Annotated in this window: 20 protein-coding genes; 9 read left to right on the top strand and 11 right to left on the bottom strand. The window is 63.1% G+C overall.

Annotated features, from left to right (window positions below):
• The first annotated feature begins 51 nt into the window (after window positions 1-51).
• Window positions 52-993 (top strand): phosphoribosylaminoimidazolesuccinocarboxamide synthase, encoded by a 942-nt coding sequence (locus AC1DYW_RS26605; protein WP_477228175.1) that lies wholly within the window; start codon window positions 52-54, stop codon window positions 991-993.
• 91 nt (window positions 994-1,084) lie between these two features.
• The gene (locus AC1DYW_RS26600) at window positions 1,085-1,480 is read left to right on the top strand and encodes an acyl-CoA thioesterase (protein WP_095090906.1); all 396 of its coding nucleotides are present in this window, start codon (window positions 1,085-1,087) and stop codon (window positions 1,478-1,480) included.
• A gap of 256 nt (window positions 1,481-1,736) precedes the next feature.
• Here the strand turns inward: AC1DYW_RS26600 and AC1DYW_RS26595 are convergent, their stop codons facing one another.
• On the bottom strand, window positions 1,737-2,105 hold the full coding sequence (locus AC1DYW_RS26595; protein WP_167392347.1) for a winged helix-turn-helix transcriptional regulator: 369 nt from the start codon (window positions 2,103-2,105) through the stop codon (window positions 1,737-1,739).
• A gap of 89 nt (window positions 2,106-2,194) precedes the next feature.
• Here AC1DYW_RS26595 and AC1DYW_RS26590 point away from each other — a divergent pair, with 89 nt between their 5' ends.
• Window positions 2,195-2,800, top strand: coding sequence for an NADPH-dependent FMN reductase (locus AC1DYW_RS26590; RefSeq protein WP_477228174.1), 606 nt, complete (start codon window positions 2,195-2,197; stop codon window positions 2,798-2,800).
• 56 nt (window positions 2,801-2,856) lie between these two features.
• Here the strand turns inward: AC1DYW_RS26590 and AC1DYW_RS26585 are convergent, their stop codons facing one another.
• Window positions 2,857-3,369, bottom strand: a complete 513-nt coding sequence (locus tag AC1DYW_RS26585; RefSeq protein ID WP_477228173.1) for a winged helix-turn-helix transcriptional regulator — start codon at window positions 3,367-3,369, stop codon at window positions 2,857-2,859.
• On the opposite strand from AC1DYW_RS26585, the gene AC1DYW_RS26580 reads away from it, so the two are divergent.
• On the top strand, window positions 3,368-4,348 hold the full coding sequence (locus tag AC1DYW_RS26580; RefSeq protein WP_477228172.1) for a quinone oxidoreductase family protein: 981 nt from the start codon (window positions 3,368-3,370) through the stop codon (window positions 4,346-4,348). The two genes, AC1DYW_RS26585 and AC1DYW_RS26580, sit on opposite strands and share 2 nt — an antisense overlap.
• 39 nt (window positions 4,349-4,387) lie before the next feature.
• On the opposite strand, the gene AC1DYW_RS26575 is transcribed toward AC1DYW_RS26580, so the two are convergent.
• Window positions 4,388-6,469: an ABC transporter ATP-binding protein/permease gene (locus AC1DYW_RS26575; protein ID WP_477228171.1), complete on the bottom strand. Its 2,082-nt coding sequence runs from the start codon at window positions 6,467-6,469 to the stop codon at window positions 4,388-4,390.
• Between the two features lie 424 nt (window positions 6,470-6,893).
• Here AC1DYW_RS26575 and AC1DYW_RS26570 point away from each other — a divergent pair, with 424 nt between their 5' ends.
• From AC1DYW_RS26570 to AC1DYW_RS26560, 3 genes are read left to right on the top strand one after another with little or no spacing between them, the layout of a single operon-like run.
• The gene (locus AC1DYW_RS26570) at window positions 6,894-7,448 is read left to right on the top strand and encodes a winged helix-turn-helix transcriptional regulator (RefSeq protein ID WP_095090912.1); all 555 of its coding nucleotides are present in this window, start codon (window positions 6,894-6,896) and stop codon (window positions 7,446-7,448) included.
• Window positions 7,445-8,569: an HlyD family secretion protein gene (locus tag AC1DYW_RS26565; RefSeq protein WP_477228170.1), complete on the top strand. Its 1,125-nt coding sequence runs from the start codon at window positions 7,445-7,447 to the stop codon at window positions 8,567-8,569. The genes AC1DYW_RS26570 and AC1DYW_RS26565 overlap by 4 nt, the downstream gene beginning before the upstream one ends.
• A gap of 7 nt (window positions 8,570-8,576) precedes the next feature.
• The gene (locus tag AC1DYW_RS26560) at window positions 8,577-10,139 is read left to right on the top strand and encodes a DHA2 family efflux MFS transporter permease subunit (protein WP_477228169.1); all 1,563 of its coding nucleotides are present in this window, start codon (window positions 8,577-8,579) and stop codon (window positions 10,137-10,139) included.
• 55 nt (window positions 10,140-10,194) lie between these two features.
• Here the strand turns inward: AC1DYW_RS26560 and AC1DYW_RS26555 are convergent, their stop codons facing one another.
• From AC1DYW_RS26555 to AC1DYW_RS26535, 5 genes are all read right to left on the bottom strand, one after another.
• Complete coding sequence (locus AC1DYW_RS26555) at window positions 10,195-11,505, bottom strand: hemolysin family protein (protein ID WP_477228168.1); 1,311 nt, start codon at window positions 11,503-11,505, stop codon at window positions 10,195-10,197.
• Window positions 11,506-11,662: 157 nt separating this feature from the next.
• Complete coding sequence (locus tag AC1DYW_RS26550) at window positions 11,663-12,370, bottom strand: LssY C-terminal domain-containing protein (RefSeq protein ID WP_477228167.1); 708 nt, start codon at window positions 12,368-12,370, stop codon at window positions 11,663-11,665.
• Window positions 12,371-12,455: 85 nt separating this feature from the next.
• The gene (locus AC1DYW_RS26545; protein WP_477228166.1) at window positions 12,456-13,262 is read right to left on the bottom strand and encodes an extensin-like domain-containing protein; all 807 of its coding nucleotides are present in this window, start codon (window positions 13,260-13,262) and stop codon (window positions 12,456-12,458) included.
• Window positions 13,263-13,379: 117 nt separating this feature from the next.
• On the bottom strand, window positions 13,380-14,411 hold the full coding sequence (locus AC1DYW_RS26540) for an extensin-like domain-containing protein (protein ID WP_477228328.1): 1,032 nt from the start codon (window positions 14,409-14,411) through the stop codon (window positions 13,380-13,382).
• Window positions 14,412-14,588: 177 nt separating this feature from the next.
• Window positions 14,589-15,014: a DUF3775 domain-containing protein gene (locus AC1DYW_RS26535; protein WP_184874603.1), complete on the bottom strand. Its 426-nt coding sequence runs from the start codon at window positions 15,012-15,014 to the stop codon at window positions 14,589-14,591.
• Between the two features lie 145 nt (window positions 15,015-15,159).
• Here AC1DYW_RS26535 and AC1DYW_RS26530 point away from each other — a divergent pair, with 145 nt between their 5' ends.
• Window positions 15,160-15,696: a tetratricopeptide repeat protein gene (locus AC1DYW_RS26530; RefSeq protein ID WP_095090919.1), complete on the top strand. Its 537-nt coding sequence runs from the start codon at window positions 15,160-15,162 to the stop codon at window positions 15,694-15,696.
• Between the two features lie 307 nt (window positions 15,697-16,003).
• Complete coding sequence (greA, locus tag AC1DYW_RS26525) at window positions 16,004-16,477, top strand: transcription elongation factor GreA (protein WP_095090920.1); 474 nt, start codon at window positions 16,004-16,006, stop codon at window positions 16,475-16,477.
• A 251-nt stretch (window positions 16,478-16,728) separates the two neighbouring features.
• Here the strand turns inward: greA and waaC are convergent, their stop codons facing one another.
• Genes waaC through rfaD form a run of 3 tightly spaced genes read right to left on the bottom strand, consistent with a single transcriptional unit; the run spans window position 16,729 to window position 19,621 of the window.
• On the bottom strand, window positions 16,729-17,694 hold the full coding sequence (gene waaC / locus AC1DYW_RS26520) for a lipopolysaccharide heptosyltransferase I (RefSeq protein WP_477228165.1): 966 nt from the start codon (window positions 17,692-17,694) through the stop codon (window positions 16,729-16,731).
• Window positions 17,691-18,698, bottom strand: coding sequence for a lipopolysaccharide heptosyltransferase II (waaF, locus tag AC1DYW_RS26515; protein ID WP_477228164.1), 1,008 nt, complete (start codon window positions 18,696-18,698; stop codon window positions 17,691-17,693). The genes waaC and waaF overlap by 4 nt, the downstream gene beginning before the upstream one ends.
• Window positions 18,671-19,621 carry an ADP-glyceromanno-heptose 6-epimerase gene (gene rfaD, locus AC1DYW_RS26510; RefSeq protein WP_095090923.1) on the bottom strand — a complete coding sequence of 317 codons (951 nt, stop codon included), beginning with the start codon at window positions 19,619-19,621 and terminating at the stop codon, window positions 18,671-18,673. The genes waaF and rfaD overlap by 28 nt, the downstream gene beginning before the upstream one ends.
• Window positions 19,622-19,676: the final 55 nt, after the last annotated feature.

Below are 19,676 nucleotides of genomic sequence, written 5' to 3'. Positions count from 1 at the left end.
GTCGACAGCTTATGCGATGATATCAGCCAATCTGCGGAAGGCAGGAATCATATGCGAACCTTGCCTGATGCTTTCATTGCCGAATTGCCGGGCCACTACAGCGGCAAGGTCCGCGAAAACTACGACCTGCCGGACGGCAGGCGCATCATCATCGCCACCGACCGTCTCAGTGCCTTCGACACCATCCTGACCTCGATCCCGTTCAAGGGGGAGATCCTCACCCAGACGGCGCGGTACTGGTTCGAGGAAACCGCCGATATCTGCGCGAACCATGTTCTCGAATATCCCGACCCGAACGTTGTCGTCGGCACAAGGCTGGACATCCTGCCGGTCGAGATCGTCGTGCGCGGCTATCTGGCGGGAACCACCAGCACCTCGATCCTGACAAGGTACCGGCGCGGTGACCGGGACATGTATGGAATGACCCTGCCGAACGGCCTGCGCGACAATGAAAAACTGGCCGAGCCAATCATCACGCCGACCAGCAAAGCCCAGCACGGTGGCCATGACGAGCCGCTGTCCAAGGCCGAGATCCTTGACCAGGGCCTTCTCACCCAGGCGCAGTGGGATACCGTGTCGGGCTATGCCTTGCGGCTGTTCGCCCGTGGACAGCAGCGCGCCGCCGAACGCGGCCTCATCCTCGCCGATACGAAGTACGAATTCGGCACCGACAGGAACGGGACCATAATCCTTGCCGACGAAATCCACACGCCGGACAGCAGCCGGTACTGGATCGCCAAGAGCTATGAGGAAGCCCTCGCCAGCGGCAGCCGGCCGGAGAGTTTCGACAAGGATTTCATCCGGTCGTGGGTCTCTGCGCGATGCGATCCTTACAGCCAACCGATACCTGACATACCCGACGAGATTGTCGAACAGGCATCCCGGGTCTATGCACAGGCTTACGAGGCAATCACCGGCAGGGAATTCTCTCCCGACCTGTCTGGGCATAGCGTCCTGGACCGCATTCGCTCGAACCTCGCGCGTTACTTCTAGCGGCCAACCGAGACTTCGGTGGGTGGCGCGTTGACCTCTCTGCGCCATGACGCTACGGGATCGAGGGCATTGACCTCGAAGGATTTCCCCCATGGTGCACTACGCTGAAGGACGGCCGCTCGGCGATCTGACGCTGCGCACGCTGGCCATGCCTTCGGACGCCAATGCGGCCGGCGACATCTTCGGCGGCTGGGTGATGGCGCAGATGGATCTTGCCTGCGGCATCCGTGCGGCCGAGCGCGCCAAGGGCCGCGTGGTGACGGCGGCGGTCAAGGAAATGTCCTTCGCCAAGCCGATGAAGATCGGCGACACGCTGTGCATCTACACCCATGTCGAGCGTGTCGGCCGCACCTCGATGACGCTCAAGGTCGAGGCCTGGGCGCAGCGCTATCTCTCAGACCTGATGGAGAAGGTCACCCATGCCGATTTCGTCATGGTGGCGCTGGATGGCGAGGGCAAGCCAAAGGCGGTTCCGGCGGAAGCCTGACCGGGGGCTTCGGCGCACAGCCATGCCGGGGTGAACACGCGGCAGATGCGAAACGGGCCGCGCACGGTCTGTTGATGAACGAAGACAATCAGTCAACGATTGCTGAACGCCGCGCTGGCAGGTGCCGCCGCGGCTTTGTCCTTGTCCGCTGACGGCGTTCGTCTGAAAGCCAGACCCGAAACCGGGTCAACAGCCGCCGACGGAATGCGATGTCGCTAGCGCAGCCATCGGCAAAAACCATTCCAATACAAAGGCTTCAGGCATGCGTCGCGTCGAATTTCTCACGTGCTGCCCGCACGCGCGTGGTGTTGACACGGGCCCATTCACCGAGTGCGCTGACGGGGATCAGCAACTCATGGCCGAGTTCGGTCAGCTCATAATCGACGCGCGGCGGTATGGTCGGGAACACCGTGCGGGTGACGAAGCCGTCACGCTCCAATCCGCGCAAGGTGGTGGTCAGCATCTTCTGCGAGATGCCGCCGACAGCAGCGCGTAACTCATTGAATCGCAACGGTCCTTGGCCGAGCTTGCCGACCACCAGAACGGTCCATTTATCGCCGACGCGCTGCAGGATTTCCGAAACGGCGCGGCAATCTTCGGTGTTGAGCGGGTTCCTCAGTAACAAAAAGGTGCCTCCTTGCGCCGCGAGTTGACAGTATCTCATATAGCGCCGGTATCCAAACGATACCAGCTTTACTTGCAAGGAAGAGCCCCATGTCAAAACCTAAGATCGCCATCGTTGTCGGTTCGACGCGCGCCGCCCGTTTCGCCGACGTACCAACCCAGTGGATTGCCAAGATCGCCAAATCGCATGCCGATATCGACGTCGAGATCGTCGACCTGCGCGACTTCCCACTGCCGTTCTTCGACGAGGTCGCATCCTCCGCCTGGGCACCGTCCCAGAATGAAGTGGCGAAGCGCTGGCAGAAGAAGGTCGCCGAATTCGACGGCTTCATCTTCACCGCCGCCGAATACAATCATGGTCCGACGGCCGTGCTGAAGAACGCCATCGACTACGCTGCCAACGAATGGAACAAGAAGCCGGCCGGCTTCGTCGGCTATGGCAGCGTCGGCGGCTCCCGCGCCGTCGAGCAACTGCGCCTTCATGCGGTCGAATTGCAGATGGCGCCGGTCAAGTCGGCCGTCCATATCGCCTGGGGCGACTTCCTCGCCGTCCGCCAGGGCGAGAAGAAGCTCGAAGAGCTCGAGCACCTGAACCAGGCCGCCACGGCGCTGGTCAACGACGTCTCGTGGTGGGCCAAGGTGCTGAAGGCAGCACGTCAGGCCGACGCCGTCGCCGAGGAAGTCAAGGCGGCCTGACCGCCGGTTCGAATTATCCTCCCAAGGATCCGGGGCGGCGCTAGCGCCGCCCTTTTTCAATTGTGGGAGGCGTGCGTCTCCCGCGCCGGCCTTGGGCGGATGATGCAATCGGCGAGGCGATGCATTTCGTTGAGTTCGTCGGCGTGGTGCTGGCCCCATTGGCAAAGCGCAAGCAGGATCGGCTCGAGGCTGAGGCCGAGACTTGTCGCGGAGTATTCGACGCGCGAGGGGACTTCGGCAAAGATCTCGCGGCTGACGAGGCCGTGCTCCTCCATTTCGCGCAGCTGCTGGATCAGAACCTTCTGGGTGATGCCGGGCATCATCGCTTTCAGCACCGACAGTCGTCGCGGGCCGTCGAAGAGATGGTAGAGGATGACCGCCTTCCAGCGCCCGGCGATCACTTTCAGGGCGCGTTCCGCCGGCAGCATCGGCAATCGCTTGATGGGCAGTCTCTTGCCTGGATTGGCCATGGTCACCTCCTGGTCAGCAGGGGACAAATGAGTGTGTAGTCGAGGCTGCGCAGATAGTGGCAAACCGTGGCCGATGCCATAGCGATCGGAGTTTGCCATGAAAGCCATTCAACTCAGCCGCTTCGGCGGTCCCGACGTACTGGAGGCGGTCGACCTGCCGTCGCCAGTGCCGCAGGCCGGCGAGGTGCTGATCCGCGTCCATGCCGCCGGGATAAATTTCTTCGAGGTGCTGATGCGCAGGGATGGCTACGCGGTGACGCCGCAACTGCCGATGATCCTTGGGGTCGAGGCCGCGGGCTTCGTCGAGGCTGTTGGACACGGGGCGGATGCGTCGCTGCTGGGAGCCCGTGTCGCCGCGCCTTTGTTCGTTTCAAAGCATCCTCACAGCGGCTATGCCGAGGAGGTGACGATCGACGCCGATCTCGTCGTGCGGCTGCCGGATGCCCTGTCGTTCGAGGATGCCACAGCGTTGATGGTACAGGGGCTGACGGCCCTTCACCTGCTGCGGCAAAGCCCGCCCGGCGGCAAGTCTGTGCTGGTGCCGGCCGCATCGGGTGGCGTCGGTTCGCTGCTTGTCCAACTGGCCAGGCTAAAGGGCGCACGCAAGGTGATCGCGGCCGCCGGCGGCAAGGCCAAGCTCGATCTCGCTTTGTCGCTCGGCGCCGATGCCGCCGTCGACTATCTCAAGCCGGAGTGGCCCGCTCACCTCGGTGACGTCACCGACGGGCAGGGCGCCGATATCATCTACGACACGGTCGGCGGCCCACTGACGGCTGCGTTGCTGCAGGCTCTGGCACCCGGCGGCGAACTGGTGTTCGCCGCACTTGGCCGCTACACGCTTGCGGCTTCCGACCTGGAAGCGATGATCGGCCGCAACCAGTCTTTGAGAGGTTTCGCGCTGCTGCCGCTGCTGTCCACGGACGTACTGAAAGCCAGCCTGTCCGAACTGTTCCAACTGGCGGCAGGCGGTCGGCTCCAGGTTGCGATCGGCGGCCGCTTCCCGCTCGACCAGGCTGGCGAAGCGCACCGCTTGCTCGACGAGCGCCGCTCGACGGGGAAGGTGGTGCTGATGCCCTGATATTGTTTGTCGATTAATCGCCTTCAGACCGGGCGGACTTCAAATTTTAGTCTGGGACTGCGTCGCCTTACTTGAAGTCACGCTGCCCTTCGATCGGAGCCCACCGGAGCCCCACAAGGCGCGCCCGATCAAGTTGCGTCTGCCCTTGCGTGGGACAAGATCGATATCGCTGACAAGCTTTGCACCGCCCTCGCGCCGCTCCAGCGTGATCTTGCGGCTATGGAAGGCCTCCAGTTCGGCACGATGCGCAACGCTTATGATGGTGACCTTCGGCAATTCTTGGATGAGCACCTCCATCATCTTGCCCTGGCTCTTCTCATCGAGCGCCGCGGTTGCTTCATCCAGCACGATGATGTCGGGGCTGTGCAGCAGGAGACGCGCGAAGGCGAGCCGCTGCTTTTCGCCACCCGACAAGGTCTGGTCCCATGGCGCGTCGTCCTCGATCCTGTCGGCGAGGTAGGCGAGGCCCACCCTATCAAGCGCAGCCTTGATCTCTTTGATCGTCCAGTTGTCGGCGGCGGCGGGATAGGCGACTGCGCGGCGAAGCGTGCCTGAGGGGATGTAGGGTCGTTGCGGCAACATGAACAGCCGCCTGTCGGCGTGGAAATTGACGCTGCCGCCACCCCATGGCCAGAGACCCGCGACGGCCCGCACCAGCGTGCTCTTGCCTGAGCCAGATTCGCCGGCGACCAGCACCCGCTCGCCCGGTTCGATCACGACCTTGGTTTCCTTGACCACGGACGTGCCGTCGTCGAGCGTCACGGAGAGATTGTCGATGCTGAGCATCGCGCCGTCTTCGGTTTCGCCACGCTGGATGCGTCCCAGGGCGTCGCTCTGCTCGGCTCGCTCGAGCCCATCGAGCGACATCATCAGCGAGGCGATGCGCCTTGCCGAGGCGTTCCAGTCGGCGAGACGCGGGTAGTTGTCGACCAGCCATCCGAATGCGCCCTGCACGATGGCAAAGGCGGAGGCAGCCTGCATGACCTGTCCAAGTGTCATGTTGCCTTCGAGAAACTTTGGAGCACAAAGCAGAATCGGCACGACCGGCGCAAACAGGCTCGACCCCTGCGACACCAGTGCGGTGCGCATGTGCTGGCCTGTGAGGAGCGCCCATTGCCTGAGCACATGCGCGAACCTCTTGTCGATGCCGCTGCGCTCCTCCTCCTCGCCGCCGAGCAACGCGATACTCTCGCCGTTCTCGCGCACGCGCGTCAGCGTGTAGCGGAATTCGGCTTCCGCCTGGTTCTTTTCCTCGGAGAGGTGGACGAAATGGCGGCCAATCACCGCCATCGAAGTGGACGTGATCGCGGCATAGATGATCGCCGTGATGACGAGGAAGCCGGGAACCGTGATGGTCGAACCCGAGACTGTGAAGCTCAGGGCTCCGCCGATCGTCCACAGCACCACGATGAAGGTCGAGGCCGACAGAAACGCGTTGATGACACCGGCGGTGAAGTCGACCGGGGATTCGGTGGCAATCCGCAAATCCTCCGAAACGCGGGCTTCGGGGTTCTGGTGGTCGCCGCCGACGAGGTTCAACTGATAGTAGCGGCCGTTCGCGAGCCAGCGCGCGATGACCGCGGTGGTGAGCCAGGAACGCCAGCGGCGCTGAATCGTCATGCGAAGGAAGACTTGCGTAACGACAAGGCTTCCGCTTCCGAGCACCAGCGGCACGAAAACGACGCTCAGGAAGTACACGGTGTGGGCGTCGCGTTGCTCAAGGGCGTCGAAAATCGCCCGGTTCCAGCGATTGATCCCATACTGGAAGCCGACGTTCACGCATATCAGGATCAACAGCCCGATCGTGAACGGCCAGGCGAGCCTGTCGCCGCCGCGGCCCCAGTAACCGCGCGCACTGATCCAGAAGCGCTTCAACAGATATCTCTTGCGCGCCTGCTCGGCCTTTTCTGGCGTCAGTTCCGGATCGGGTTCGATGACATCGGGCGGCGGCGCGGCCTGGCCGTTGACCTCGGGCGCGGCATGCCCGTCGACCTCGGGCGCCGCATGCCCGTCGGCCTCGGGCGCGGCTTCGACAGTCGATGCCTTTTCCTGGCGCGACTTTTCAGCTCCGCGTGGTTTGGCACCGTTGACAGATTTCGGCTTGGATTTGACCCCGGACATAGGCCGACAACGGCTTAAAAATCAAAAGGTTTCATGGATGTCAGCGCTTCTCGACAATTATCAGCGCGGCTTGGCAGGCGGGTGGCGAGGAGCTTGTCGATGAAACGCACGCGGGCCGGCATGGGGCCGGCCCGCCGCGGCCATTCAGGCTACCGCCGGGATGTGACGCGGGCCGGTGAGCATGCCGAGGCCAAGGCCTTTGGTCGAGCACATGACCCTATCATTTTGACGTGACGTCGTCGCGATCCGTATCCACAGCGTAGTGCACGGCGCTGCCGTCCATCCGATGGGCGGAATCGACGTCTTGGTGTTTTAGCCGATCTCCGTTGAAAACCGGGTTCCAGCCCTCGATCCTCACAAGTCACTTGCATAATGCAATCCACTAGGCTATGAGTCACTTTCATTTTGAAAGAGACCAGCGACAATGGTTGCCAAAACAAGCTTCGAAACCCGCCCATGCCCCATCGCGCGCAGCCTCGACGATGTGGGCGAGTGGTGGAGCATTCTGCTGCTGCGGGATGCGTTCCAGGGCCTGACGCGCTTCGACCAGTTTCAGAAGAGCCTGGAGATTGCGCCCAACATTCTGACGCGGCGGCTGAACAGCCTGGTCGAGCGCGGCCTGTTTGAGAAGCGCGTCTACTGCGAACGGCCGCTTCGCCATGAATATGTGCTGACCTCCAAGGCGCGCGATTTCCGCCCGGTCCTGCTTTCCTTGCTCGCTTGGGGCAACAAGCATCTGGCGCCCGAGGGCCCCAGCCTCGTCGTTGTGGACAAGGCTGACGGGCGCTGGGCCGAGCCGGTGCTGGTCGATCGCCAGACCGGCAAGGAACTCGACAGCGAGGACTTCGCCATGGCAACGGCACCCAAGGCCACCGATCGCATGCGGCGGCGATATCGCTTCAGCAGCGAAGGCTCAGGCCTTCCGCTGGTCGACAACGCGTTGCTTCAGCACAGCCAGGACGAGGGGCGCGGCAGATGAACAAGGTTCTTTCGCCGGCCGAATTGCAGCCATCGGTCGCCCAAAATCTCACGCCTGCCATTTCCGTTGCCGCCACTCCCATGCCCGCCAGGAAGCGTCGCAGGCCGCTGCTGATGTTGGCAGGCCTTGTCGTGATCGGCGTCGCCGGCTGGTACGGCGTCCAGTGGTGGCAGGCCGGCCGCTTTCTCGTCTCGACCGATGACGCCTATGTCGGCGGCAACGTCACGCCGCTGGCGCCACGGGTCGCCGGTCATATCGACCAGATCCTTGTCGAGGACAACCAGCATGTCGAGGCGGGTCAGCTCGTGATCCGCATCGACGACCGGTCCTTCAAGGCGGCGCTGGAGCATGCGCAGGCATCGGTCCAGCAGCAGCAGTCGGCTCTCGACAACCTTCATGCCCAAATCTCGCTGCAGAATTCGGTGATCGAGCAGGCCGAGGCCGATCTCGAGGCCAAGAGCGCGGCCGCCGTTTTCACCGCTCAGGACGCGAAGCGCTATGAGGTGCTGGCCAGCACCAGGGCCGGTTCCCAGCAGGACGCCGAGAGAAGCTTTGCCGCCGATGGCCAGGCCAAGGCCTCGGTCGCCGCCTCCCGTGCGGGACTTGCGGCGGCGAAGCAACAGCTCGACGTCCTCAACACCCAGATCTCGGAAGCAACCGCCGCGGTCGCGGCAGCCAAGGCCGATGTCGACACCGCGCAGCTCGATCTCGGCTTCACCGAAATCCGCTCGCCCATCGATGGGATCATCGGCAACAGGCTGGCGCAGGTCGGCACCTATGTTTCACCCGGCAGCTATCTCCTGACGATCGTTCCGGCATCGGGGCTGTGGGTCGACGCCAATTTCAAGGAAGATCAGCTGCGCCACATGGCCGACGGGCAGCCGGCGACGGTCTATACCGACATTGCACCCGACGAGCCGCTCAAAGGACATGTCACCAGCCTGGGGCCCGCAACCGGGGCCATCTTCAGCGTGATCCCGCCGCAGAACGCGACCGGCAATTTCACCAAGATCGTCCAGCGTGTTCCCGTCAGGATCACGATCGACCAGGACCAGGCGCAGAAAGTTGCGCTCAGGCCGGGTCTGTCGACCGCCGTGACGGTCGACACCGCGTCGCACTGAGAACGCCATGTCAGAGCGTGCCGTCCCGCAGTCCTTCTTCGCGAGCATCCTGCCGTTCATGGTGATGTGCGTGGGGATGTTCATAGCACTTCTCGACATCCAGATCGTCGCGTCCTCGCTCCAGGATATCGGCGGCGGCCTGTCGGCTGCCCAGGATCAGATCGGCTGGGTGCAGACATCCTACCTGGTGGCGGAAATCATCGTGATCCCGCTGTCGGGCTGGCTCACGCGCGTGTTCTCGACCCGGTGGCTTTTCACCATCTCGGCCGCTGGCTTTACCCTGGCAAGCATGCTTTGCGGATTGGCCTGGAACATCGAAAGCATGATCGCTTTCCGCGCGCTGCAGGGGCTGCTCGGCGCGTCGATGATCCCGACGGTCTTCACCTCGTCGTTCCACTATTTCCAGGGTCCGAGGCGGGTCTATGCGGCCGCGGTTGTTGGCAGCATCGCTTCGATCGCGCCGACGCTCGGCCCCGTCATCGGCGGCTGGATCACCGATACGCTGAGCTGGCATTGGCTTTTCTATGTCAACGTCATTCCCGGCACCATCATCACGATCCTCGTCGCCGTCCTGGTCAAGATCGACGAACCCGATCCGTCCCTTTTGAAGGGCGCCGACTACATCGGCATCGTCCTGATGGCGGTCAGCCTGGGCACACTTGAATATGTTCTTGAGGAGGGTTCGCGCTGGAACTGGTTCGATGATGCGACAATCCGCAATGGCGCCATCCTCGCCGGGGTCACCGGAGTACTGTTCGTCGTCCGTAGCCTCACCTATTCGCAGCCGGTGGTCGATTTCCGCGCCTTCGGCAACCGCAATTTCGCGATTGGCTGTTTTCTCTCGTTCATCACCGGCGTCGGCATCTTCGCCACGATCTTCCTGACGCCGCTGTTTCTCGGTTACGTGCGCGGCTACGACGCCCTGCAGACCGGGCTGGCGGTCTTTTCCACCGGTGTCGCTTCGATGGTCGGCGTCCCCGTCTACATCTTTCTCGCCAAGCGCTTCGACACGCGCTGGCTGATGATGTTCGGGCTTGCCTCCTTCGGCGCGTCGATGTGGAGCTTCAGCGCGATCACCAGCGAATGGGGCGCCGCGCAGCTGCTTCTGCCGCAAATCTTTCGTGGCTTCCCGCAGGTCTTCGCGGTCGCGCCGAGCGTCAATCTCGGCCTCGGCAGCCTGCCGCCCGAACGGCTGAAATATGCCAGTGGCCTGTTCAACACGATGCGCAATCTCGGCGGCGCGGTCGGCATCGCCGTTTGCGGCGCCATCCTGAACGACCGCACCAACTTCCATTTCCTGATGATCGCATCGCACCTGACGCCGCAGAATGAGGCGGCCATGCGCCTGGTCGACGGCGTCGCGCAGCGCTATGGCCAGATCCCGGGCGCAGTGGCCGACGGTCACACTGCTTCGCTGAAACAGCTGTGGCAGCTGGCTTATCGCGAGGCATCCACGATGGCTTACGCGGATGCGTTCCTGGTGATCATGATCGCGTTCGTCATCGCGACGGCTCTCGTACCGTTCCTGCGCAACGTCACACCTAAGGCGCCGCCTCCGGACGCACATTGAGGCGGGATCAAAGCGACGATCGAACGAATCAGACAGGGAGCCGGAAGGCCATTCGTTAGCGCACGGCTTCTCGGTGCGAGCCGGGCAGGCGGGTGGCGATCAGCTTGTCGATGCGGCGGCCGTCGAGATCGACCACCTCGAAGCGCCAGCCCTGCGCGTCGACGCATTCGCCGGTCGCCGGCAGATGGTGCATGTGCGCCAGCACGTAGCCGGCGACGGTCTCGTAGTCGCGGTTTTCCGGCAGGTCGAAGCCCAGAATCTCGGCCATTTCGTCGGCCTGCATGTAGCCGGCGAGCAGCCATGAGCCGTCCTCGCGCTTGACCGCGTTTTCCTCGTCGCCGGCATCGATATCCGCCCGGAAGACGCCGGTGATGGCTTCGAGAATGTCGGCCGGGGTGACGATGCCTTCGAAGTGGCCGTATTCGTCATGCACCAGCGCCATCGGCACGTCGGATTCCTTGAGCTTCTGCAACACGTCCAACGCGTCGGCCTGGTCATAGACGATGGGAGCGGCGCGCACATGCCTGCGCGGGTCGAGCACATGGCCGGCAAGCAGCGCGGCAAGCACGTCACGCGTCTGGACCACGCCGACCATGACGTCGACGCCACCGTCGCCCGCCGGCAGGCGCGAATGCTGGGTCTCCATCAAAAGCTTGCGGATGGTGCTCTCGTCGGACTGCAGATTGATCCAGTCGACCTCGGTGCGCGGCGTCATCACGGCGCGAACTGCGCGGTCGCCAAGCCGCATGACACCTGCAATCATGCGCCGCTCGTCGGATTCGATGGTGCCGTGATGCTCGGCCTCGGCGACCAGCATCTTGATCTCCTCGTCGGTGACCTTCTCCTCACTTTCGCCGCGCTGGCCGAGCAACCACAATATGGCGCGGCCGGAAATGTCGAGCAGGAAGACCAGAGGAGCCGAGACGGTGGCGAGGATGGTCATTGCCGGGGCCGCCCGCGCGGCCACGCGCTCGGGATCGCGCAAGGCGATCTGCTTGGGCACCAGCTCGCCAACGATGAGCGAGAAATAGGTGATAATGGCGACGACGATGCCGACGCCGACCGGATCGGCGACGTTTTCGCGCATGCCGGTCGAGGCCAGGAAGGTGGCCAGCCGGTCGCCCAGCGTGGCGCCGGAAAACGCGCCAGAGAGAACGCCGACCAAAGTGATGCCGATCTGCACCGAGGACAGGAACTTGCCGGGATTGGAGCCAAGCTCAAGAGCCCGGCCGGCGCCGTTGACGCCGCGGTCGATCATCGCCTTGAGCCTGGCCGGACGCGACGAGACGATGGCGAGCTCGGACATAGACAAAAGGCCGTTCACACAGATGAGGACGACCACGATAGCGATTTCGACGTATAGCATGAGCGGTCAATAGCATTGCGGCGCGGCTTTCGAAAATAGTCCGCCAAGATTTTTAGAAAATGACAGTGGCAGCTCTCAACCGATGTCGTCCGCGGCATCGGGGTCACGGCCAATTTTCAGGTCGATCCCGGACCATCTGGTCTCAGAACACATGATCTCACGGCAGTTGCTTCAACACGCCGACAACGGCCTCGCCGTCGGTAAAATAGGGATCGCCGCCGCCATTGCGCCCGCTGCTGGTGGCGCCGATGCCCGCCATGTCTCTGGTCGAGATCAGCGTGCCGGCGGTGGCCAGATCGCGCATCAGGAAATTGCGTTCGGCATCGATGTCGGGGCCGATGTGATGGGTGATGGCGCCGGTATCGTGGCTCAGCCCCACGCCGCGATCGAAGCTGGCCGAGCCAAGCCACAGCGGCCGGCCGTCATCGCCGCTCGCGCCTGTCTGCCAGAGGCGGACATGATGGCGCCTGTCGGCGCTTGCGCCCACCGGCTTTTCGAACGCAAGATCCTGGGCGCGGCCGTCGAACAACAGCCGGCTGACCGGCGCATCGGGATAGGGATGGTCGAAGAGCACGCTTTCACCGATCTCGATCGCGGTCGTCAAGGTCACGGCATCGGCAGTGTCCCAGCCGGTGACGGCGAAGGCATGGACCACTTCCTTCTTGGTGCCGACAAGGCCGACATTGATTGGATCACCCGGAATGCCTTGCGGCGTGTGCGTCACCATCTCGAAACGCTGGGTGCGAAAGCCGCGATCCCGGAATGTCCAGAATTCCGGCGCGGCGAAATAGGCGAGCGCCAGATAGGCGGCCAGGAAGGCCGTCATCCAGATTGCAATGCGTCGCTGAAAACTTCGCTGGCTCATCACCGTCGCCCGAACGTTCCGGCATCACTCTATGCGATGTCGTGTTTCGCCGGCAAAGGGTGTCGACATGCTGTTGTCCGACACTCTAGCGGCAGGCGCGATAACCGTTCCTGCGGTTCTTGATGTCGAAGTGGAAGTGGTTGCGGTGGTCGTAATTGTAGCCGGGGCCAAGCACGGTGGTGAAATACTGGCAGCCGTCGGCGCGCACATTGTTGAGGAAACCGCGGGTGCGGAAGGCGAACAGGCCGGGCTTGCGCACGTCGATGTCGTCGCCATTGTTGAGCTCGATGCTCATCACGTCGAGCGCGTTGCCCTTACCGTGCTCCGACAGCACACCTTCGCCGGCAATGTTGCGGCAGGAATAACTGGAACCCTGGTGGATGGTCTTGACGCCGGAGAAATAGCGCCAGCGGGCGGAGGGAACGAGTTCGTTCTTCGTCCAGCCCGCGAAGGTCGCGGCCATGTCGCAGGTCAGCGTGGCGGCAGGCTTCATCTGGATGCTGCCGATGGCCGAGACCTTGACCGGATAATCGATGCCGCACTGACCTTCATGGATCGGCGCCAGGTCGGTGTAGGCGACATCGAGGCGCTTCAACTGCTGGCGGCAGTCGGTTTCGCTGGCCGGCATCTGCTCGACCGGCGACATAGGCTCATCCATGCGCGGATAGGCGGCGCTCGTCATATAGGGATTGGACGGAACAAGCTTCTGCATGCCCGTGTATTGCGGCACGGCAGCGGTCTGCGAGCCGACATCGACGGCCGGTTCAAGTGACAGCACGCTGCCGGTGTTGCAGGCCGAAACCGCCGCGAGGGCAAGGCCGGCGGCGACCATCGCAGCGCGTTTCGATTGGCGCGCGGCGGTGGAAAACACGACGCGAAATTTGCCGGCCATTGGCGGAAATCCCATTCACGGATATCCGGCATTTTAACGATCAAGGGTAAAGGAAAACTCAGCGCCCGTGTTCATGCCTGCGGCCGAATTGCGGCATGCAGTGTCGGCCCACCAGGCTCACTGGCAGAAGGTGCCACCATGCCGGCGCGGTTCGAGATCAAGATGGAAATGCAAGGCATGGTCGGGGTCGGCGCCTGGTCCGAGCACGGTCTTGAACGGTCCGCAGGCGGCCTTGCGCACGGCGTTGAGGAATTTCGCGTCCTTTTCCGGCGGCGCCGGGCCGACTTCGATCTTCTTGCCGTCCGACAGCGTGAAGCTGGCGATGTCGAGCGCGTTGCCGAAGGCGTGTTCCGACAGTTTTCTCGTGCCGTGGCGCGGCCGGCAGACAAAGGCCGATGCCTGGCCGATCGATTGCAGATCCGCGCCGAATTCGGCTTTCGCCGCCGGCTGGATGACGTCAGCGGCGAAACGTGCCGCAGCTTCGGCCATCGGGCAATTGAGCTCGGTGCCGGGGCCGATGGCGATCGACTTGCCGATTGTCTTCAGCACGATCGGGTAGGGGATCGAGCAGCCGATGTCGGGATTGCGTTCTGCCTTGTGTTCCTCGAACTCGACACCGAGCGTCTTCAGCCGCTCGCGGCAAGAGACTTCCTCGTCGGGCATCTTGTCGTCGGGGAGATCGGCCGAGCGCGGGTCGGGCAGCATTTTCTCGTCGCCCGCATCCGCCGGCTTTTGCGGCGGCTGCGGGGCGACAGCCGGCGGCTCAACCTCGGGCTCCACGGTCCCAGGCTTTGGTGGTGGCGTCGGCGCCACGGAAGGCGGCTCCGGTTCGTTTTCCGTATCGGCCGATGGTTCGGGGCGGGGCGGCTTTTTTTGATGCGACTTTTCTTCATTGAGCCGGTCAACCGCTCCGCCGGTCTTTGGAGCTTGCGTCTTCAGCTCGTCCTTCTTTGAAACGTCGGCCTTCTGCGCGTCTGGGGGACGTGGCTCCGGCACCGGAACCTCGGCTGGTGATGCCAGCGGATCCTGCGTTTTCTGCTGTATCTGTGTCGGGCCCGGCGTGACGTGCTGAGAGCCCCGCCGTTTCAGCCGATGCTTGCCCCGCGGTTCCAGCGGTTGGTCGGCCCGCAGCGACATCGGCTGCTCCACCTGGGGCTTGTGGTGCCGATGGCGATGTCTGGCGTCGGCGGGCGCAACCAGCACAGCCGCGATGGCTACGACCAGTGCAATCCTGCAGGTTTGGGAAAAGACAATCGACCCCATGGCCGTCAACGGCGCGGACGCAAGGAGGTTGCCTTGGCCCCATCACGAACGGTAACCACGATGTTACGCGCCGATCGCTTCCAGCCCTTCCTCCAGCCAGTCGGCAAGCAGCGGCATGCCGAGCAGGTACTTTGCCGTGCGCTTGTTGGCGCGTTCGCGCGCCGCGGCAAGCGCATCCGCCCATTCGGTGCCATCGTAGTCGCCGCGACCGATCCAGGCGAGGGCGATGAGTTCGGCTGCCTCATCGACATTGAGGTCGTTGATCAACTCACGCAGTTCTTCCTCGGTGAGGTTTTCGGAACTTTCCTCGGCGAGGCCGTCATGATGGTGGTTGGCATGGGCCTCACCGTCGAGTTCGACCTCATGCTCGGCGCCACCGGCATAGTCTTCATTGACGGCGGCACTCAATGCCTTGGCCTTGAGGATGAACAGGCGCACGGTGTCGGGGCCGATCGAAAGCTCCCAATCCTTTTCAAGGCGCCGCTGCACATTCCGTCTCCGTCAGGTCGTTTGCTTGAATGATAGCGGATTTGCAGCATCCGTCACCTGATGTTCTCCGATATGCTTTTTTTCCGGGATGAAACCGAGGGCGTCCGGCGTTAGTGTTGCATTCTCACCCCTCAAGGAGGCTTCGATGCATAAAAGAATGCTGATCCAGGCGGCGACTGCCCTTGTCGCACTGCAGTTCCTTGCCGTTCCGGTGTACGCCGCCGGCAGTAGCGGCGGAAGCGACCAGACCGTGACCCAGTGCAAGAAGGGCCAGGTCTGGGACAAGAAGAAGAAAAAGTGCGTCGCACCCCAGGAAGGCATGCTGGATGATGACAGCATCTATGATGCCGGGCATTCGCTGGCGCTGGCCGGGCGCTATGACGAGGCGATCGCCGTGCTCAGCCTCGCTGCCAACAAGCAGGATCCGCGCATCCTCAACTATCTCGGCTATTCGCACCGCCATTCCGGCCGCGTCACCGTCGGCCTCGGCTATTATGAGGAAGCGCTGCGCATCGACCCCAACTACACGCTGGTGCGCGAATATCTCGGCGAAGCGCATCTGCAGATCGGCGATCTGGCCGGTGCCCAGCAGCAGTTGATGGAAATCGAAAAGCGGACCGGCAAGGGTTCGCGCGAATACGGTATGCTGTCGGAGCAGATCGACCATTTCATGCGGAGCTGATTTCGGCGCCCAATATTTCTCAATCCGGCCGCGAGCGATCGCGGCCGGATTTTTTGTTGCCGGCCATCGCCGGTTCGCATCGGCCGCGACAGTATTTGCGAAAGCAGCGACCGGCATTTGTGAAAGCCGGAGAACATTTTCGCAAAACCGATTTTTGGGCGTGAAAAACCTGCGAAGATTGCTATATTCAGGGAAATTGCGGTGAAACGGTTCCGTTAGCCCGAGGCTCTCGGACCGTTTTCTTTTTGTACCCATTGACAAGGCTTTCCCCGAAACGCGGGGGTGGCAGCAGGAAAGGTCAGGCATCATGAACAAGGTCCCGATGACAGGCGAGGGGTTCGCGTCATTGAAGGAAGAGCTGCGCTGGCGCCAGCAGGAAGAGCGGCCGCGCATCATCGAGGCGATCTCCGAGGCGCGCTCGCATGGCGACCTTTCCGAAAATGCCGAATACCATGCCGCAAAAGAGGCGCAGAGCCTCAATGAGGGCCGGGTCAACGAGCTTGAAGATTATATCGCGCGCGCCGAAGTGATCGATGTCAGCAAGCTCAGCGGCGACAAGGTCAAGTTCGGCGCCACCGTGGTGCTGGTCGACGAGGACACCGAGGAAAAGAAGACCTACCGGATCGTCGGCGACCAGGAAGCCGACGTGAAGTCCGGCCGCATCTCGATCTCCTCGCCGATCGCGCGCGCGCTCATCGGCAAGGAAGTCGGCGACGCCATCGAGGTCAACGCGCCAGGCGGCGCAAGGGGTTACGAGATCGTCCAGGTGCAGTTTATCTAGGCGATTTGAGAAGCGCCGACTTGCTTTTCAAGCCAAGGCTGGCGCCGCCCCTCATCGCCCTGCCGGGCACTTCTCCCCGTATAGCGACGGGGAGAAGGACGCCTTCACCGATGATTTAGCTAATTTTCAGCGTTTGCAAACATCCGCCAACTTTGCGCTCTGCTCCCTTCTCCCCGTCACTATACGGGGAGAAGGTGCCGGCAGGCGGATGAGGGCAGCACTAACCTTTCCAATTGAATTGATTGAATAAATCAATCCGCCTGGCTACGCTCCAGCAGCCTCTCTGCCTCCGCTACCGCTTGCCCCGGCGTTACATGGTCCCCGGGTGCGGCCAAAAGCGTTGACGCGTATGGCCCGCGCGGCCCGGTCAAACCCGGCTCGGTGGCAAGAAAAACCGCAACCGTCGGCAGGCCGAAGGCGCTGGCGAGATGGGTCAGCCCGGTGTCGGCGCCAATGACCAACGTCGAGCGGCCGATGATCGCGGCGATGTCGGAGAGCGGCGATTTGGGCACCACGACCGTTGACGGAACAGCCCCGGCGATCGCTTCGGCGACAGCCTTTTCGCGCTCGTTCGACCATGTGGTGACCGGCGTCGTCTCCCTTTCAACCAGCAGGCGGGCGGTTTCGATCCAGTCTTGGACCGGCCACTTCTTGTCTTCGCGGCTGGTGCCGTGCAGCAGGAAGGCGATTCTGCCACTGATGCCGGCCAGATTGCCGGGCGGCGGGACGATGCCGGAGTCCAGCCTCGAAAGATCGGGCTGGTAGCCGAGCGCCAGCCCGAACAGCCGCCGCGTGCGTTCGATGGCGTGCAGGCGCGGCACGGCGTAGGTGACGTCGTAGACCAGCGACGCAGAAGGTTCGCGCGCGCTCGACCGATCGAAGCCGGCGATCGGCGCACCGGCCTGCCTGGCCACCAGGGCTGATTTCAGCAGGCCCTGCGCATCGATGACGAGGTCGTAGCGGCAGTCGCGCAGGGTGCGGCGCAAGGCGGCCGCTTCGCGCCAGGTGCCGCCGTCGAGCAATGTCTTGCGCCAGCGCCGGATCGCCACCGTGTGGATCCTGTCGATCGCCGGATGCAACGCCACGATGCCGGCGAATGCCTCTTCCACGCACCAGTCGAAGGATATGTCGGGCCTGACAAGGCGGGCATCCTCGACGGCCGGAAAGGTGTGGATGACGTCGCCCATCGACGACGTCTTGACGATGAGGACCTTCATGCGGCTGCCGGGATTTCCAGCAGGCGTTTCGCTGCTGCCACGACCTGCTCCACTTCAAGCGTCTTCAGGCAGTTGAGGTGGCCGAGCGGACAGACCTTCTGGTGGCAAGGCGAACAGGACAGGCCGAGCCAGACCAACTCGCACCGTTCCGCCAGCGGCGGCGTATTCTGTGGCGAGGTCGAGCCGTAGACGGCAACGATCGGCGTGCCGACTCCCGCCGCGACATGCATCAACCCGCTGTCGTTGGACACCGCCAGCCTTGCCGCCGAGATCAGGTCGATGGCGTCCCCCAGCCGGGTCTGGCCGGCGAGGTCGACAACGCCGGGGGCAAGGGCTGCGATCTCCGCCGCCACGTCGCGGTCGTTCTTCGAGCCGAACAGCGCGACCTTCAAACCCTTCGCCATGAGATCACGGGCAAGCCCGGCATAGCTTTCGCTCGGCCAGCGCTTGGCCGGGCCGAACTCGGCGCCGGGCATCAGCGCTGCGAATTTCTGGGGCGCGAGCCCGAAGCGGTCGAGCAGGGCGGCCTGGTTCTTCGCGTCCACGGTCAGGCGTGGCGGCCGGAAATGGCCGCCCTGGGCGAGGCCGAAATAAGCCTGCGCCGTGCGTCGTTTGACGCTGTCGGGCAGCGGCACGATGTCGGTCAGCAGGCCGTAGCGCATTTCGCGCAAATAGCCGAAACGGCGCGGAATGCGGGCAAAGAACGGGATCAGCGCCGATTTCCAGCTGCCCGGCAGGACATAGGCCATGTCGTAGCGGCCGCGCAGCAGTCGGCCAAAACGCCGGCGAATGGTGAATTCCAGCGCGCCGGGCTTGAGCGGAAAGTCGATCTGCTGGCGGATTTCGGGCATGCGCTTGACCAGCGGCGCGGCCCAGGCCGGCGCCAGCACATCGATCGCGGCGTTGGGATGAAGCTCTTTCAGCGCCGAAAACAGGCACTGCGCCATCACCATGTCGCCCACCCAGCGTGGGCCGATCACGAGGATCGTTGGGCTTTCAGCCATTCGACATAGTCTCTGACACCGGTTTCCACTGTCCGGAATTGGCCATTGTAACCGACCGCGCGCAAACGGGACATATCAGCTTGCGTAAAGCTCTGGTAGCTGCCCTTGAGATGGTCGGGGAATTCGATGAATTCGATCTCGCCCTTGCCCAGCGTGTCGATGACGGTTTCGGCAATGGCACGGAAGGGCTGGGCGCGACCGGTGCCGCAGTTGAAGATGCCGCTCGATCCGCGCTTCCACAGCCACAGATTGACGTCGGCGACGTCGCCGACATGGATGAAATCGCGGCTTTGCTCGCCCGGTCCGAAGCCATCATAGGCGCCGAACAGTTTCGGGTTCTCGCCCCGCTCGACCTGGTTGAATAGGTGGAAGGCGACCGAGGCCATGGCGCCCTTGTGCGCCTCGCGCGGACCGTAGACGTTGAAGTAGCGCAAGCCCACAACCTGCGCATGATCGGTGTCGAAGACGGTGCGCCTGACATAGTCGTCGAACAGCTTCTTGGAATAGGCATACACATTGAGCGGTCGCTCGAGCGCCGGGTCTTCGCGAAATTCGGCGCCGCCGCCATAGACGGAAGCCGAGGAGGCGTAGAGGAAGGGCACGCGCAGCGCCTGGCAGGCATGCAGCAACCGTTTCGAGAAGGCGTAGTTCACCTCCATCATGAACTTGCCGTTCCACTCGGTGGTGGTCGAGCAGGCGCCCTGGTGGAACACGGCCTCGATGCGGCCGAACGAGCCAGCCTCCATACGGCCCAGGAAATCGTCCTTGTCGAGATAGTCGGCGATGCGCAGATCGGCGAGATTGGCGATCTTGTGGCCATCGGTGAGGTCGTCGACGACGAGGATGTCGTCATGGCCTTCGGCATTCAGCGCCGCGACGATGTTGGAGCCGATCATGCCGGCGCCGCCCGTGACGATGATCATGTTGTTGGCCCTGATACGCGTTTCACTTGCCGATTCCGGCCCTTATAAGGGAGGC

The sequence above is a fragment of the Mesorhizobium sp. P2_D5 genome (assembly GCF_056404355.1).
This window is presented reverse-complemented; position numbering and strand designations above follow the sequence as displayed.

What these genes read in the sequence shown, in the direction of transcription:
- AC1DYW_RS26605 (WP_477228175.1), top strand. Translation starts at nt 52, where the DNA reads ATGCGAACCTTGCCTGATGCTTTCATTGCCGAATTGCCGGGCCACTAC.
- AC1DYW_RS26600 (WP_095090906.1), top strand. Translation starts at nt 1,085, where the DNA reads ATGGTGCACTACGCTGAAGGACGGCCGCTCGGCGATCTGACGCTGCGC.
- AC1DYW_RS26590 (WP_477228174.1), top strand. Translation starts at nt 2,195, where the DNA reads ATGTCAAAACCTAAGATCGCCATCGTTGTCGGTTCGACGCGCGCCGCC.
- AC1DYW_RS26580 (WP_477228172.1), top strand. Translation starts at nt 3,368, where the DNA reads ATGAAAGCCATTCAACTCAGCCGCTTCGGCGGTCCCGACGTACTGGAG.
- AC1DYW_RS26585 (WP_477228173.1), bottom strand. Translation starts at nt 3,369, where the DNA reads ATGGCAAACTCCGATCGCTATGGCATCGGCCACGGTTTGCCACTATCT.
- AC1DYW_RS26575 (WP_477228171.1), bottom strand. Translation starts at nt 6,469, where the DNA reads ATGTCCGGGGTCAAATCCAAGCCGAAATCTGTCAACGGTGCCAAACCA.
- AC1DYW_RS26570 (WP_095090912.1), top strand. Translation starts at nt 6,894, where the DNA reads ATGGTTGCCAAAACAAGCTTCGAAACCCGCCCATGCCCCATCGCGCGC.
- AC1DYW_RS26565 (WP_477228170.1), top strand. Translation starts at nt 7,445, where the DNA reads ATGAACAAGGTTCTTTCGCCGGCCGAATTGCAGCCATCGGTCGCCCAA.
- AC1DYW_RS26560 (WP_477228169.1), top strand. Translation starts at nt 8,577, where the DNA reads ATGTCAGAGCGTGCCGTCCCGCAGTCCTTCTTCGCGAGCATCCTGCCG.
- AC1DYW_RS26555 (WP_477228168.1), bottom strand. Translation starts at nt 11,505, where the DNA reads ATGCTATACGTCGAAATCGCTATCGTGGTCGTCCTCATCTGTGTGAAC.
- AC1DYW_RS26550 (WP_477228167.1), bottom strand. Translation starts at nt 12,370, where the DNA reads ATGAGCCAGCGAAGTTTTCAGCGACGCATTGCAATCTGGATGACGGCC.
- AC1DYW_RS26545 (WP_477228166.1), bottom strand. Translation starts at nt 13,262, where the DNA reads ATGGCCGGCAAATTTCGCGTCGTGTTTTCCACCGCCGCGCGCCAATCG.
- AC1DYW_RS26530 (WP_095090919.1), top strand. Translation starts at nt 15,160, where the DNA reads ATGCATAAAAGAATGCTGATCCAGGCGGCGACTGCCCTTGTCGCACTG.
- greA (WP_095090920.1), top strand. Translation starts at nt 16,004, where the DNA reads ATGAACAAGGTCCCGATGACAGGCGAGGGGTTCGCGTCATTGAAGGAA.
- waaC (WP_477228165.1), bottom strand. Translation starts at nt 17,694, where the DNA reads ATGAAGGTCCTCATCGTCAAGACGTCGTCGATGGGCGACGTCATCCAC.
- waaF (WP_477228164.1), bottom strand. Translation starts at nt 18,698, where the DNA reads ATGGCTGAAAGCCCAACGATCCTCGTGATCGGCCCACGCTGGGTGGGC.
- rfaD (WP_095090923.1), bottom strand. Translation starts at nt 19,621, where the DNA reads ATGATCATCGTCACGGGCGGCGCCGGCATGATCGGCTCCAACATCGTC.